Origin of the sequence: Streptomyces sp. NBC_01410 (assembly GCF_045040195.1) — a bacterium.
Taxonomy (GTDB): domain Bacteria; phylum Actinomycetota; class Actinomycetes; order Streptomycetales; family Streptomycetaceae; genus Streptomyces.
Genome location: NZ_CP109530.1, coordinates 1079575 through 1094134, shown reverse-complemented (window position 1 = coordinate 1094134; position 14560 = coordinate 1079575). Strand labels below are relative to the sequence as shown.

Annotated in this window: 15 protein-coding genes; 2 read left to right on the top strand and 13 right to left on the bottom strand. The window is 70.9% G+C overall.

Annotated features, from left to right (window positions below):
• Window positions 1-173: 173 nt before the first annotated feature.
• Genes hypE through OG741_RS05070 form a run of 8 tightly spaced genes read right to left on the bottom strand, consistent with a single transcriptional unit; the run spans window position 174 to window position 7601 of the window.
• Complete coding sequence (hypE, locus tag OG741_RS05105) at window positions 174-1244, bottom strand: hydrogenase expression/formation protein HypE (protein WP_405595562.1); 1071 nt, start codon at window positions 1242-1244, stop codon at window positions 174-176.
• Window positions 1241-2347: a hydrogenase formation protein HypD gene (hypD, locus tag OG741_RS05100; RefSeq protein ID WP_405595560.1), complete on the bottom strand. Its 1107-nt coding sequence runs from the start codon at window positions 2345-2347 to the stop codon at window positions 1241-1243. The genes hypE and hypD overlap by 4 nt, the downstream gene beginning before the upstream one ends.
• Entirely contained in the window at window positions 2344-3030 is a 687-nt protein-coding gene (locus tag OG741_RS05095; RefSeq protein ID WP_405595558.1) for a CBS domain-containing protein, read from the bottom strand. Before OG741_RS05095 ends, hypD begins: the two co-directional genes overlap by 4 nt.
• Window positions 3031-3052: 22 nt before the next feature.
• Window positions 3053-4420 carry a Ni/Fe hydrogenase subunit alpha gene (locus OG741_RS05090; RefSeq protein WP_405595556.1) on the bottom strand — a complete coding sequence of 456 codons (1368 nt, stop codon included), beginning with the start codon at window positions 4418-4420 and terminating at the stop codon, window positions 3053-3055.
• Window positions 4417-5196 carry an oxidoreductase gene (locus tag OG741_RS05085; protein WP_405595553.1) on the bottom strand — a complete coding sequence of 260 codons (780 nt, stop codon included), beginning with the start codon at window positions 5194-5196 and terminating at the stop codon, window positions 4417-4419. Before OG741_RS05085 ends, OG741_RS05090 begins: the two co-directional genes overlap by 4 nt.
• A 1-nt stretch (window position 5197) precedes the next feature.
• A complete protein-coding gene (locus tag OG741_RS05080; protein WP_405595552.1) occupies window positions 5198-6013 on the bottom strand; it encodes an FAD/NAD(P)-binding protein in 816 nt (271 codons plus the stop codon).
• Window positions 6010-6465, bottom strand: a complete 456-nt coding sequence (locus OG741_RS05075; protein WP_405595550.1) for a Crp/Fnr family transcriptional regulator — start codon at window positions 6463-6465, stop codon at window positions 6010-6012. Before OG741_RS05075 ends, OG741_RS05080 begins: the two co-directional genes overlap by 4 nt.
• The gene (locus tag OG741_RS05070; protein ID WP_405595547.1) at window positions 6462-7601 is read right to left on the bottom strand and encodes a 4Fe-4S dicluster domain-containing protein; all 1140 of its coding nucleotides are present in this window, start codon (window positions 7599-7601) and stop codon (window positions 6462-6464) included. The genes OG741_RS05075 and OG741_RS05070 overlap by 4 nt, the downstream gene beginning before the upstream one ends.
• A 200-nt stretch (window positions 7602-7801) precedes the next feature.
• Here OG741_RS05070 and OG741_RS05065 point away from each other — a divergent pair, with 200 nt between their 5' ends.
• Together OG741_RS05065 and OG741_RS05060 are read left to right on the top strand one after the other, a co-directional pair.
• Window positions 7802-8704, top strand: a complete 903-nt coding sequence (locus OG741_RS05065; RefSeq protein ID WP_405595544.1) for a universal stress protein — start codon at window positions 7802-7804, stop codon at window positions 8702-8704.
• Between the two features lie 257 nt (window positions 8705-8961).
• Window positions 8962-9501, top strand: coding sequence for a flavodoxin family protein (locus OG741_RS05060; RefSeq protein WP_405595542.1), 540 nt, complete (start codon window positions 8962-8964; stop codon window positions 9499-9501).
• Window positions 9502-9594: 93 nt separating this feature from the next.
• Here the strand turns inward: OG741_RS05060 and OG741_RS05055 are convergent, their stop codons facing one another.
• The 5 genes from OG741_RS05055 to OG741_RS05035 all read right to left on the bottom strand — a co-directional run bounded on the left by OG741_RS05055 (window position 9595) and on the right by OG741_RS05035 (window position 14557).
• Window positions 9595-9975 (bottom strand): hypothetical protein, encoded by a 381-nt coding sequence (locus OG741_RS05055; protein WP_405595540.1) that lies wholly within the window; start codon window positions 9973-9975, stop codon window positions 9595-9597.
• Between the two features lie 212 nt (window positions 9976-10187).
• A complete protein-coding gene (locus OG741_RS05050) occupies window positions 10188-10706 on the bottom strand; it encodes a flavodoxin domain-containing protein (protein ID WP_405595537.1) in 519 nt (172 codons plus the stop codon).
• 13 nt (window positions 10707-10719) lie between these two features.
• Window positions 10720-11451 carry a CBS domain-containing protein gene (locus OG741_RS05045; protein WP_405595535.1) on the bottom strand — a complete coding sequence of 244 codons (732 nt, stop codon included), beginning with the start codon at window positions 11449-11451 and terminating at the stop codon, window positions 10720-10722.
• 14 nt (window positions 11452-11465) lie between these two features.
• A complete protein-coding gene (locus OG741_RS05040; protein WP_405595532.1) occupies window positions 11466-14171 on the bottom strand; it encodes a GNAT family N-acetyltransferase in 2706 nt (901 codons plus the stop codon).
• Window positions 14172-14269: 98 nt separating this feature from the next.
• On the bottom strand, window positions 14270-14557 hold the full coding sequence (locus OG741_RS05035; RefSeq protein ID WP_405605403.1) for a HypC/HybG/HupF family hydrogenase formation chaperone: 288 nt from the start codon (window positions 14555-14557) through the stop codon (window positions 14270-14272).
• Window positions 14558-14560: the final 3 nt, after the last annotated feature.

Below are 14560 nucleotides of genomic sequence, written 5' to 3'. Positions count from 1 at the left end.
GGGCGGGCACGAGTTCGGTGCTTGGCCGGTGGCGGACGGCTCGTTCGGCGGCGCGGTCAGAGACCAGGCCGGCGATCGCGCCGTGCGTCCCGGCGTAGTCCTGGCGGCGTCCTGTCCAGCGCTGCAAGGGGCGCCCTTGACGAAGTTCGGACCCGCGCCGCGGGTGGCTGGTCTCAGCAGATCCGCGGGAGCAGTTCGCCCAGCGGCATGTCCACCACTCGGCGGGCGCCGACCAGGGTCCGGATGACCACTCGGCCGGCCTGCCCCTCGCGCGGTACCTGCCCGATGCGTACTGCTCCCGAGCCCTCCGGCTGGGTCCGCATGAGTGCCAGCGCCTCGTCGGCGGCCGCTGGTGCGACGAAGGCGACCAGGCAGCCCTCGTTCGCCACCACCAGGGGGTCCAGGCCGAGCAGATCGCAGGCGGCTGCCACGGGCGTCGGCACGGGGAGGGCGCTCTCCTCGATCTCGACGGCGATCCGTGCATCCCGGGCGATCTCGTTGAGCGCCGCGGCCAGTCCTCCCCGGGTCGGGTCGCGCAATGTGTGGACCTCGCTGCCGAGGCGAGCCATGGCGCGTACGAGCCGGTGAAGGGGTTGCGAGTCGGAGGCGATGTCGGCTTCGAAGCCGAGCCCCTCACGGGTGCTGAGCACCGTGGTGCCGTGCAGCCCGATGGGGCCGGAGAGCAGGATCGCGTCACCGGGTTGGGCGAGGGCGGCGGAGGGGCGCAGGGCCGAGAGGACGCGGCCGACCCCCGTGGTGTTGATGAAGATCTTGTCCGCGGCGCCCCGGCCGACGACCTTGGTGTCCCCGGTGATGACCGGGACCCCGGCTTCGCGGGCCGCCTTGCCCAAGGAGGTGAGTACGGAGCGGAGTTCGGAGAGTTCAAGGCCCTCTTCGACGATCAGCGCGACCGACAGTGCGATGGGCCAGGCGCCGCGCATCGCCAGGTCGTTGACCGTGCCGTGCACAGCGAGTGAACCGATGTCACCGCCGGGGAAGAACAGCGGGCTCACTACGAAACTGTCCGTACTCACCACGAGTTCGGGGTGATCAGGGAGCAGTGCGGCGTCTTCCAGCGGCTCCGGCTGCTCCTGCGGTCCATCGAGGGCGGGCAGGACCAGGTCCTCCAGCAGTTCGGCAGTCAGCCGTCCGCCGGCGCCGTGACCGAGGAGTACGCGCTCGCTCTCCGCGTACGGGACAGGGCAGTTGAGGCGGTTCATGTCGGGGTTCGTCTCGGAGGTCATGCCGGACTCCTTGCCAGCCTCGTTCGGCCCGCCGCGTGGAAGGCGGCGCAGGTTCCCTCGGCGGAGACCATGGGCGCGCCGAGCGGATGACGGGGTGTGCAGCGCACGCCGTACGCCGTGCAGTCGGTGGGCAGCTTGGCGCCGGTGAGGATGGCGCCCGCGATGCACTCGGGGTGCTCCTCGGGGCGCAGCCCGCCGACGTCGTAGCGCCGTGCCGCGTCGAATTCTGCGAATTCCTCCGTGAGTTCGAGACCGCTGGCGGGCAAGGTGCCGATGCCGCGCCAGGACCGGTCGGTGACCTGGAAGACCCGGCGCAGGACGTTCTGGGCCTCGGTGTTGCCGGAGCGGCGTACGGCCCGCACGTATTGGTTCTCCACTGTGTGCCTCCCGCGCTCCAGCTGTTGGACGGCCATGAGGATGCCCTCCAGCAGATCGAGAGGCTCGAAGCCGGTGACCACGATCGGGACCCGGTAGCGGTCGGCTATGGGTTCGTACTCCGTCCAGCCCATGACCGCGCACACGTGTCCGGCGGCGAGGAAGGCCTGAACCTCGCAGTCCGGCGACTCCAGCAGGGCCGTCATGGCCGGAGGTACAAGGACATGGCTCACCAGCATGCTGAAGTTGGCAAGGCCCAGGCGGGAGGCATGCAGCACGGCCATGGCGTTGGCGGGTGCGGTGGTTTCGAAGCCGACGGCGAGGAAGACGACCTCGCGGTCGGGGAGTTCGGCGGCCAGGCGTACGGCGTCCATGGGTGTGTAGACGACCCGGACGTCCGCGCCCCTGGCGCGCAGCGAGAGGAGGTCGGTGCTGCTGCCGGGGACGCGCAGCATGTCCCCGAAGCTGGTGAGGATCACTCCGGGGCGGGCGGCGACGGCCATGGCCCGGTCCAGTGTCTCCAGCGGGGTGACGCACACGGGGCAGCCGGGCCCGTGCACCATCCGGATGCCGGCGGGCAGCAGTTCGTCGATGCCCTGGCGGACGAGGGTGTGGGTCTGCCCGCCGCACACCTCCATGATCTGCCAGGGCGCGGTCGCGGTCCGGTGCAGTTCGTCCAGCAGCTGCCGGGCGAGAGCCGGATCGCGGTACTCGTCGAGGTACTTCATGACGAGGCCTGTGCGCCCTCGGCCGCGTCGGGGTGCCGGTGCGGACTCGTCAGGTCGAACTCGACATCCACCACGCCCTCGACGGCCTGCACCAGGCGGGCTGCGACGGGCACGAGGGCGGTGTCGCGGATGCGTCCCGTGAGGGTCACCACACCTTCCTCCACCTTTACTCGGACCGGTTCCGGCTGCGTGGGGAACAGGAGGGCCACCACGTCCTTGCGGACCTCTTCGGCGATGTCCTTGTCGTCCCGCAGGAAGACCTTCAACAGGTCTGCGCGGCTGACGATGCCCTCGAGCACACCTATGTCGTTGACGACAGGCAGTCGCTTGACCTTGCGCTGCGCCATGACCCGTGCAGCCTGTGGGAGGGTCGCGCCCGGGTGGGTGGTGACGGCAGGGGCGGACATCAGCTCCTCGGCCGTCACTGCTCCGGCCTTGGCGAGATCGGGCAGCCGCCTCAGCTGGGTGTAGCGGTCCGCGTCGCGCTCCCGGAACTCCTCCTTGGGCAGTAGGTCGGCCTCGGACACGACGCCGATCACCCGGCCCTCGCCTTCCAGGACTGGAAGCGCGCTGACCTTCCACCGCTCCATGGTCTGCACGATTTCCTTGAACGTCGCCTCGCGGCTGACGGCGACGACAGCGTGGGTCATCACATCGCTCACGATGTGCGGGGTGCCGTGCATGGTGCCCTCCTGGTCCGGTCGGTCAGCTGCGATGGATGGTCAGGTCGAGGAAGTGGGTCGAGCAGGAGATGCAAGGGTCGTGGTTGCGGATGGCCCGCTCGCACAGTGCGGTGAGATCGGCGTCGGTCCCCCCACCCCGGTCGGACTCGTCCTGGACCAGGCGGCGCAGGTCCTCCTCGATCGCTGCCTGGTTCTGGGCGGTGGGCGGGACGAGCCTGGCGTCGGTGACAGTGCCTTCGGCGTCCAGGACATAGTGGTGGTAGAGCAGGCCACGGGGCGCCTCGGTGGCACCATGACCGGTGCCCGCACGAGGCGTCACCTCGATGTGCGGACGGGGCGGGGGCTCGTACGCCTCGATGATCCGCAGCGCCTCCTCGACGGCGTACAGCGCCTCCACGGCTCGTACGAGGATGCTGCGGAAGGGGTTGCGGCACACCGTCCCGGCGAGCGGGTCGCCGAGTCCGGCAGCCCTGGCCGCTTCGACGGCGACGGGGGAGAGGAGTCGGCCGTTGATGGCGTAGCGGGCGAGCGAGCCGGTGAGATGGCGCTCTCCGCGCAGAGTGGCTTGCAGGGCAGTCGAGTGGGGCACCTGGTGTTCGACGACCTCGTCCGGGAAGGCCGGGACGAGGAAGGTACGAACCGGCAGTCGCCGCATGGTGTCCGCGGGGAGCCCGTGCGTGCTCGGGGCGGGCATCACCGCCGGGACGCCCGCGTCGATGGCATAGCGGCCGGACTCGGTGAGGGCGAGGAGCACGTTGTCGGAGCCGGCGTCCGGGAAGTCGAAGCCGGCCACCCAGCGGACGGTGTCCCAGGCGTCGTCCATGGCGCGACGCAACCGCTCGGCGAGCGGCCGCAGTTCGGTTCTCGTAGGCACCCGGTGGAAGCCGCCGAGGCGCACGTTGACCGGATGGATCGCGCGCCCGCCGAGGAGTTCGAGGATGGCGTTGCCGGTCTGCTTCAGGCGCAGTCCGCGCTCGACGTGGGCGCGGTGGGTACGGGCCAGGTCGATGGCGCCGTCGCAGCCGAGGAAGTCCGGGGCGTGCAGCAGATAGATGTGCAGGACCTGGCTCTCGATCCACTCGCCGCAGTACAGCAGCCGTCGCAGCTCGGCCAACTGTCCGTCGACCGCGGCCCCGCAGGCGTCCTCGATCGCCCGGCATGCGCTCATCTGGTAAGCGACCGGGCAGATCCCGCACACCCGGGCGGTGATGTCGGGCGGCTCGGTGTACGCACGGCCGCGCAGGAACGCCTCGAAGAAGCGGGGCGGCTCGTAGATCTGCAGTCGCGTCTCGGTGACCCGCCCCTCCTGCATGCGTACGTGGAGGGCCCCCTCGCCCTCGACGCGGGAGAGCGAGCCGACGTGCAGGACCCTCGATCCACGGTGCGTCACGGCGTGGCCTCCTTCGCTTCCCGGTCGAAGGCGGCGGCATTGAAGGTGCGCAGCAGCCGCTCCACATCGCGATCATCCATGCCGTCGCGGTGCAGCAGTGGGATCAGGGCGGGCAGGTTCACCGATCCGGAGGGGCCGAAGCAGCCGTAGCAGCCGCGCCCGTACGCCGGACAGATCGCACCGCAGCCCGCGTGGGTGACCGGTCCCAGGCAGGGCGTGCCGTGGGCGACGGTGACGCAGACCGTGCCGCGCCGCTTGCAGGCGAAGCACACGCTGTGGTTGGGGATGTCGGGTTTGCGGCCCGAGAGGTAGGCGGTGATGACTTCGAGCAGCTGACCTCGGTCGATGGGGCAGCCGCGCAGCTCGAAGTCGACGTTCACATGGGCCGAGACGGGGGTGGAGGTGGCCAGGGTGTCGATGTAGTCGGGCCGGGCGTAGACGGTGCGCCGGAACTCCTCGACGTCCGCGAAATTGCGCAGGGCCTGAATGCCGCCGGCCGTGGCGCAGGCTCCGATTGTCACCAGCCGGCGCGACTCGGCGCGGATGGCGCGGACACGTTCGGCGTCTGCGGCCGTCGTCACCGAGCCCTCGACGAGGGAGAGGTCGTATGGGCCCGGCCGCACCGCGCTGGATGCCTCCAGGAAGTGGGCGATCTCCACCTGGCCGGCCAGCGAGAGGAGTTCGTCCTCGCAGTCCAGCAGGGTGAGCTGACAGCCGTCGCAGGAGGCCAGTTTCCAGATCGCCAGGGTAGGAGCGGCGAGCGTCGGAGTGTCCATTTCACAACTCCCTTACCGTGAGCAGGGGTTCCGCACGGTCGTAGCCCAGGACCGGCCCGTCGCGGCACAGCAGGACGGGTCCCAGCTGGCAGTGTCCGCAGTGCCCGGTCGCGCAGCGCATGTTCCGCTCCAGCGAGACCCTGATGCGCTCGGCGGGCAGCCCGCGGTGCATCAGCTCGCGGGCGGTTGCACGGATCATCACCTCGGGCCCGCACACGAATGCTGTTGTCCTCTCAGGTTGGAAGCGGGCGCCGTTCAGCAGCGTGGTGACGACCCCGACTCCGCCGCGCCAGTCCCGGCCCGCCCGGTCGACGGTCACGGCCATGTGCAGGCCGCCGCGGTGCGCCCAGTGCCGCAGCTGCTCACGGAAGACGACGTCGTCCGGGCTGCGGGCGCCGAGCAGCAGGTTCAGCCGCCCGTACGAGCCCGGGTCGGCCAGCGCGGCGACCATCACCGGGCGCAGCGGAGCCAGCCCGATGCCGCCCGCGACGACCAGGACGTCCTGCCCGGCCGCCCGCTCCAGCTCCCAGCCGGTGCCGAAGGGGCCGCGCAGCCCCACCCGGTCCCCAGGCAGCAGTGCGTGCAATGCCCCAGAGGTCGCACCGACGGCACGCACGGTGTGTTCGAGGGACGGGCCGTGGATGCCGGACACCGAAACCGGGATCTCGCCGATCCCGAAGGCGTACATCATGGCGAACTGACCGGGTGCGAAGGCGGGCAGCGCGTCGGGGCCGGCCGGGGACAGCCTGAGCGTGATCGTGTCGGCGGTCTCGGTATGGCGGCGCACCACGCGGTACGGCACCGGGGGCGCGGTCATCGCGGACTGCCGCTGCCGTACGGGGCGTACAGGTCGAGCAGCCGGGTCCTGGCCGCTTGCAGCCTGTGGGCGATCACCTGGCCCACCCACTCGGCGACCGCTGCCCTCAGCTCGGTGTCTGTCTGGCACAGCAGGCGCACCGCAGTGGCGTCGAACTCGTAGGCGCGCACCGGGCTCATCGCTTCTGCGCCCAGCTGCCAGGTGTGCGGCGGGAACAGCCAGGACCAGCCGACGAGCTCGTTGATGCCCAGATTCTCGATGATGGCCGCCCGGCGGCCCGGCACATGCATGTCGAGGGTGACCGTGCCGGAGCGGATGATCCAGAAACGGTCCGCCCGCCGTCCTTCCTCGAAGATACGGGTCCCCTGCGGGAAGTTGACCTCGCGCGCGATGCGCAGCAGCTGGTTGCGGTGCTCGGCGGGCAGCGCCCGCATGATCGTGGTCGCGTTCATCGGCCTGCCTCTTCCTGGAGTTCCTCGTTGAGCGCCGTGATCTCTTCGGTGAGGTCTATGCCGACGGGGCACCAGACGATGCAGCGGCCGCAGCCCACGCAGCCGGAACTGCCGAACTGGTCGTGCCAGGTGCCGACTTTGTGCGTGAGCCACTGGCGGTAGCGACTGCGCGTGGCGGAACGGACCGGCCCGCCGTGCAGATAGGAGAAGTCGAGGTCGAAGCAGGAATCCCAGCGCTGCCACCGCTCGGCGTGGTCGCCGGTCAGATCGGTGACGTCCTCGGTGGTGGTGCAGAAACACGTGGGGCACACCATGGTGCAGTTTCCGCAGGTCAGGCAGCGCTGTGCGACCTCGTCCCAGCGCTCGGCGTCCAGGCTCGCGCCCATCAGCGCCCGCAGGTCGACCGGCGGCACGGACCGGCCCATCCGGTCTGCGGCTCCGGCGACGGCGGCGCGTGCGGCGGTCTCGGTCTCCGGGTCGGCGGGCTGGTGCGGAATGTCCGCCAGCAGTGCCGCGCCTTTCTCACTCCCGGTGCGTACAAGGAAACGATGCCCGGCACCGTCCACGATCTCGGTGAGCGCCAGATCGAAGCCCGCATCGGCTGCGGGCCCGGAGCCCATGGAGACGCAGAAGCAAGTGGCCCCGGGCTCGGTGCACTCGGCGGCGATCAGCAGAGCGCCTGTCCGCCGCCCCGCGTACCCGTCGTCGCGGAACCGGCCGCCGGCCAGTACCCGGTCCTGGATCGCGATGGCTCGCAGATCGCAGGGCCGTACGCCCAGAAATGCATACGAGGCGGGAGACACTTCCTCGGCCTGTACCGTCAGCTCACCGTCGGGTCCACGGTCCGCGCTCCACAGCTTCTCCCGCTGCGGGTGCAGGAACGTCTTCCACGACTGGGGCCCCGCGCTGTGCGCGAAGGCCGCCCCGTCCTCGCGCGGGCGCAGCCGGTAGTGACCGGCCTCCAGCTCGACGCCCCACCCGAAGGGCAGTTCGTCGGCGGAGGCCAGCTCGGCGAGGACGACCGCTCCGTCCCGGACCGTGGGTCCGACGACAGTGCGCCCCTGCGTGACGAGCAGCCTGATGAGCGCGTCGAGTCCGGTCCTGTCGAGTACGGCGACTGCCGGATTGGCATCCATGTCGTCCCCCTGGACGTACCTATGAGGCTGACACCCTCAGCGTCCGGCAGGCGCCGCACCGCGACTACGGGCCGCCCGGCCCTTGGCCTGGGTCGTTCGGCCCTCAAAAGGGAAGCTCGGCACCTCTGTGTCGCACTCCGCGCCGCTATGTGATGGAAGGGAGAGAGGTCCACAGCCGAGCGGGACAGGAGGCCCGGATCATGCTTCGACCGGTCGTCGTGGGAATCGACGGATCCCCCGAGAGCCTGGCCGCCGCGCATTGGGCGGCGAGGGAAGCCCTGCTGCGCGGGCGGCCCCTTCGTCTTGTGCACGCCTGGGAAGGGATGGCGGGTGACGACGCGACCCTGCCGGAGCTTCAAGTTCCGAGGGACAGGGCGCGCCGAACTCTGCGCCAAGCGATGGACCAGCTGATCGAGTGCCACCCCCACCTCGACATCAGCGCGGACGTGATCGCGCGGCCCGCGCCCGTCGGTCTGCTCGCCGAGGCGGAGGCCGCCGAGATGCTGGTGCTCGGCAGTCGTGGCCTCAGCGGTGTCGGCGGCTTCCTGGTCGGCTCGGTCGCCCAGGCGGTCGTGGCTCACGCGCGGCGGCCGGTGGTCCTCGTACGAAACGGCACGGCCGCCGGGGGCGACGACGTTCCCAGCCCCGACGGAGGGCACTCCACACTCACGCCACACAGCCCTGTGGTCCTGGGCATCGACCCGTCGCATCTCTGCGGTGAGCTCGTCGAGTTCGCCTTCGACGAGGCGGTCCGGCGCCACGCGCCCCTGCAGGCCGTCCACGCCTGGCACTTTCCGCACGCCTCGGGCTACGCGCCGGGCCCCATGGACGCCACAGCACGGGCGGAGTCCGGAGCGGAGGCGTCGAGGGCCCTCGTATCGGCACTCGGTCCGTGGCGGGAGAAGTTCCCGGCGGTGGAGGTCCATGAGCTGGTGGCGGAGGGCCGGCCTGTGCAACACCTGCTTGAGGCCGCCCATGGAGCGGGCCTGCTGGCCGTGGGCCGCAAGGTGCGCCCGGGCTCGATGGGCCCGCACATCGGTCGGGTCGTCCACGCGGTGATGCACCATGCCGGATGCCCCGTGGCGATCGTCTCTCATGAGTGAGGCTCTCTGAGCGAGTCCCAGGACCCTGCGCCGACCGGCCATGAAGAGAGGTGGCCCGGGTGACCCACGTCACGGGCCATTTGGCCCTCGCGCCCGGAGCCCTACCCGATCTCACATGGGAAGTACCGGCTCTGGCCTCATGAACGCCGCCGCGACCATCGACACGGCCTGGCTCGCACTGCCTGCCGGGCGGCAGAGGGAGAGACGGCACGGTCCGCATCCGCGGACGCCGGAAGTTCTGGAGGAGATGAGACGTGATGCGTGTCGCGATCGTGTACGAGAGTCTGTTCGGCAATACGCGCCAGGTCGCCGAGGCGATCGCGGATGGTGTGCGGGAGTCCCGGCCGGACGCCGAGATCGACTGTTTGAAAGTGGAGGAGGCGAATCCGGAGCGAGTCGGGGCGGCCGACCTGCTCGTCGTGGGAGGCCCGACCCATATGCGGGGCATGACGTCCGGTCTCACCCGGAAGATGGGGCTGCAGGCCGAGCAGAAGGAGAGCGAGGGTGACCAGGAGAAATCCCGGCACGAGCCCGAGGAGGGCGCGGAGGGCCCGGGGGTTCGGGATTGGTTCCACGGGCTGTCCAAGACCCGCAACGGTGCCCGCGCCGCAGCCTTCGACACCCGTGCGGACTTCCGTCTGGCCGGCGGCGCCGCACACGCCATAGCGCGCAAGCTGCGCAGTCACGGCTACCAACTGACCGCCGAGCCTGAAGGCTTCATCATCGAGGACACCGAAGGCCCGCTGCGGGAAGGGGAACTCGACCGGGCCAAGGCCTGGGGCGCGGCACTGGACTGATGCATCCCACCCCCATCCGTGGGCCGCGCCGAAGCCGGTGCCACATTCCCTTGTCACCGGATGAGTGCGCGCTGCCTTGGACGGCGCGGGCTCTCAGTACAGAGAGGCCGGCCACTGGCCGAAGACGGCGGCGAGGACCCCCGCGTCCAGCAGCACACCCACCAGGAGCCAGGGGTTGAACCAAACCGCCTTGAGGACCAGGCCGGACACGGCCGCGGCGACGGCGGCATCCGGCCAGCCGCCGCTGTGCGCGGCCACCGCCGCGCCGGCGATGACGTACAGCAGCGCGGTGACGGCGGCGAGGGACACGGCCGAGACGTTGACCGCCGACCGCGGCATACCGGATTCCGCAAGGACCCAAGAGTGCGTCGGCGAGAATGACATGGGGCGCTCGGGTCCGGCCGGTCCGGCCCATACCGCGAGATGGACAAGGCCGTGGGCAATCAGGAAGACGGCGACGAGTGCGGTGATCACGGTTGCGGCTCCGGTTCCCCGCCGCCCAGGCCGAGGCGGAACGGCGGGTGGACATCGGTCATGGTGTGATCTCCTTCGGCTTGTGCGGACATGCTGGCTGTCCCGGAAGCGCCGGGAGTCGCGCGGGGAACAACTCCGAGCCGAGCGGGGATGGTTGGCGGCGTCCGCAAGGAGGACGCGGACGGCGAGCGGGGGGCGTAATCCGGGGCGTCTCACGTCGGCGGCGCCGGCCCCGCCCCTTCGCCGATTTCCTTGGCAATGCCGCGGGCCCAGGCTCGTATCCGCTCCATGTCGCGGAAGTCACCGCCTCGCCCCTGCTTGACGATCATCCGGGCGACGAAGCCCCGGGCTCCCTCCTCGAGTCGGCCGCCGAAGGTGACGTGCTCCCGTGCGTCGAGCAGGGTCGCCGCGCGGGCAGCGCTCCGCACCGCAGGGATGTCGCGTTCGCCCGCCGAGGCGTCCAGAGGACCGCTGCTGAACAGCCACACCGGGCGCTCGGCCAGGGCGTGCTCGTGGCGGCGGGCGAAGCGTACGGCGTCGTGGTGCCAGCGGCCCGCGTACAGGGCGCCGCCGAGCACCACCGCGTCGTACCCCGAGACATCGCGGACCTCCGCCGCGGGGCGCGCCTCGGAGCGCATCCCCTCCTCCTTCAGGGCGTCGGCGATGACGCCGGCGATCTCGGCGGTCGATCCGTTCTTCGTGGCGTACGCGACAAGTATTCTCGCGTTCATTCCGGACACCTCCTCAGTGCCTGCGCAGCCACTCCTCGCCGACGCCATAGACGGCCGGATCGTCGGGCCGCAGATGCGAGTCGTCCAGGCGGTACGTCAACATGTCGACGACGGCCACGACTCCGTCCACCTGACTGACCATCCGCAGCGCAATCGGTACGTCGCTGCACCGCTCCAACTGGCCGCTGAGCGTGACGACGCCTTCGCTCACGTCAACCGTCACGGTCTCCGGGTCGAGCCAGAGGGCGTTGACGATCACTTCGTCCACCACCGCGCGGCGGATCTCTTCGTCCGGCCGCAGGAAGACCTGGAGCAGATCCCAGCGGGTGACGATGCCAACCAGCCGGTCCTCCTCATCGACCACGGGCAGCCGCTCGATCCGGCGCTGCGCCATGGTCCTGGCGGCGTCCGCGATGGTCGACTCGGCCCGCACGGTGATGGCAGGCGCGGACATCAAGGTTCCCGCAGTACGCGCATGGGCCTTGTCCGCATCATGCCCCTTGGAGATGTGCAGCCAGCTGAGCCAGTGCGGCCGTCCCTGCTCGTCCAGTGCCGGTTCCTCGGCCTGCCGGGCCATCAGGTCGGTCTCCGAGATCACCCCGATGACCTTTTCGTCCTCGTCGACCACAGGCAGTCCGCTGATGCGGTGCTCGCCGAGCAGCCGGGCCACTTCCTTGAACGGAGTGTCGTACGTGACCTTGACGACGTCATCGACCATCACCCCACCGATCTTCATGTGCTTCATGTCCATAGCTCCTCTCAGCGCAGCCGGCGCAGATACGGGTCGCGGGCCTGCCGCGGCACCAGGCGGACGCGGACGTCCAGGGCCGTGATGCCGCCCGGGCGTGCGATCACGGGATTGAGATCGGCCTCGGCGAGCTGCGGAAGGTCACAGGCCATCCGGGACAGCCGCAGCAGCAGCTGCTCCAGTCCTTCGAGGTCGACGGCGCCGCCGCCGCGGAAGCCGAAGAGCAGCGGCGCGCAGCGCGGCGAGGTAATGAGGTCGTGGACGTCGTGGTCGGTCAGCGGGGCGAGCCGGGCCGCGTGATCGGCCAGGAGCTCGGTCGCCGTACCGCCCAGGCCGAACAGGACCAGCGGGCCGAAGACTTCGTCCTGGACCACACCCGTGAACAGCTCGATGCCGCGTTCGGCGAGCGGCTGGACGACCACTCCGGTCATCAGGTCTCCGAAGCGGGTGACCAGATCGCGGTGTGCAGCCCGCACCTGCGAGGCATTCTGAAGATCGAGGTGGACAGCGCGCTGTTCGCTCTTGTGGACCAGGCCCGGCCAGTGAGCCTTCATCACGACCCGCCCATCAGGTCCCGCCAGCCGTGCCGCAGCGGCGACGGCGGCCTCTTCGTCCTCGGCCCACTCCCAGCGGATCTGCGGAATGCCGTAGTGGCCAAGGAGTTCGGCCGTCGCGCGGGGGTCGAGCCAGTCCCCGTCCGGGTGTTCGGCGAGGAAGGCGTCGGCCATTGCTTTCGCCGCGGCGCTGTCCACGTCCGCGAGCTCGGGGACCGTGCCCTCCGGGCGGGCGCGCCAGCGTGCGTACGTCACGGCGTGTGCCAGGGCGCGGGCCGCGTCCGCCGCGTCGGAGTAGGCGGGTACGAAACCGCCGCCCGCGGTCGGCAGCAGCTCCACCCGCGCCGCCTGGGCGGGCAGGACCGCGGCGACCGTTCGGGAGCGACGGCGGTCCGGGCCGGGGGACAGGGCCCGGACGAGATCGTCGCCGGTCGCCGCGGCGACCGCGGTGGGGACCAGCACCACCAGTACGGCGTCGACGGCTCCGTGCGCCGCGAGCCGGTCGACGCACTCCTGCAGTTGCGTCTCGGTGACGGCGGCGGTGGCGTCGACGGGATTGGTGGCTGAGGCCCCCACTGGCAGCCCGGCCAGCAGCTCCGCGACCAGTTCGCTGCCGAGCTCGGGAATCCTCAGCCCGGCCTCTGCGCATGCGTCGGCGGCCAGTACGCCTGCCCCGCCCGCGTTGGTGACGATGGCGACCGAGGAGCCGGACGGCAGTGGCTGGGAGTGCAACAGGGCCGCACTGTCGAGGAGTTCGCCGATCGTGCGGGTCGCGATGACTCCGGCTTGGGTGAACAGGGCCTGCCGGGTCATGGTCCGGGTGGCTGCCGCCGCGGTGTGGGAGGCGGCGGCCCGGCGACCGGCCTCGGAGCGCCCGGCGTCCACGGTCAGGACCGGCATCGTGCGGGCCACCCGCCGCGCTGTTCGCGAGAACGCGCGCGGATTGCCGAAAGACTCAAGGTGCAGCACAGCAAGGTCGGTCTGCCCGTCGCTCTCCCACCACTGCAGCATGTCGTTGCCGCTGACGTCGTACTTGTCGCCCAGCGAGACGAAGGTGGACACCCCGATGCCGAGCCGGGACAGCCCGTCGAGCAGTGCGATGCCCACCCCTCCGGACTGCACGGCGACTCCGGCCGTGCCCGCCAGGGGGCGGTCGGCGGCGAAGGTGGCGTTCAGCCGCAGATCCGGGTCGGTGTTGGCCAGACCGAGGCAGTTGGGGCCGACCAGCCGCATCCCGTACGCACGGCACGTGGCGAGCAGCGCGGCCGCCTGGTGGGCGTCGAGGCCGGAGGAGACCACCAGCAGCGCCCTCGCGCCAAGCTTTCCGCAGTCCTCGGCGGCCTGCGGTACGGCGGCTGCTGGGACGGCGAGCACGGCGAGATCGGGCGGGAAGGACAGCTCGGCCACGGAGTGGTGGCAGCTCACCCACTCGATCGCGTCCGCCTGCGGATTGACCGCGTCCAAACGGCCGGCGAAACCACCGGTCCGCAGATTGCGCAGCACGGCCCGGCCGACCGAGCCCGCCTTGCGGCCCGCGCCGACGACGGCGACCGTGCGGGGCCGCAGCAGTGGCTTCAGGCTGGCCACGTCGGCGGTGCTGCCTCGGTTGTCGACAGCCGACAAGTAGTCCTCGTCCACGGCGAGTTGGACGGTCCACCGCACCTCGGGACCGTCGAAGCGCCGGGTCGTGCGCAGGCCGAGGTCGGCGAATACTTTCAGCATCTCGTGGTTCTCGGACAGTGCGTCGGCCGCGAAGGCGGTGATGCCCGCCTTGCGGGCGGCGTCGACGAGATGCTCGAGCAGCAAGGTGCCGAGTCCCCGGTGGTGCCAGTCGTCCGCGACGGTGAGTGCGATCTCGGCCGTTGCCGATTCCGGTATGGCGTCGTACTCGGCCAGTCCGACGAGCCGCCCGCCGCTCTCCGCGACCAGAGCGCGGTAGCCGGACCGGTCGCGCCGGGTGAGCCGGTCGGCCGCCTGTTCGGCGGACAGGTGGCTCACCGTGAAGAAGCGCCGCCGCAGATTCTCCGCCGACATGCCCTCGTACAGGGCCAGGACGGCGTCGTGATCAGCCGGCTCCGCCTGCCGTATCCGCACTGTCGTGCCGTCCGTCAGCAGCGCGTGCACCTGCTGGGCGTTGCTCGCGGGGCTGTGGATCTGCGTCATGACGGTGCCTTCCTCGTGGGGAATCCACGTCCAGACTCGGGCGGGAGTGCGGCAGGCCGCAGGGGTCGGCCGGGCCATTGAGCGGGGCCGACCGGCCCTCAGGGCGCGTCCGGTCGGTCCCGGGGCGCCTGCGGCAGCGGCTCGCCCAGCTCGCCGGTGACGGCGTCCGCCATCGCGCGCAGCACCCCGAGCGTCCGCTCGGCCTCCGCCTCGTCGACAGTCGTGATCGCGAAGCCGACATGGACGATGACGTACGTGCCGGTGGCGGCCTCCGGGGTGTACTCCAGGCACACCTCGCGCCGCACTCCGCCGAAGTCGACTGTCGCCATGCGCAGTCCGCCGGAGTCGTGGACCTCGAGGACCCGGCCGGGAATGCCCAGGCACATCGC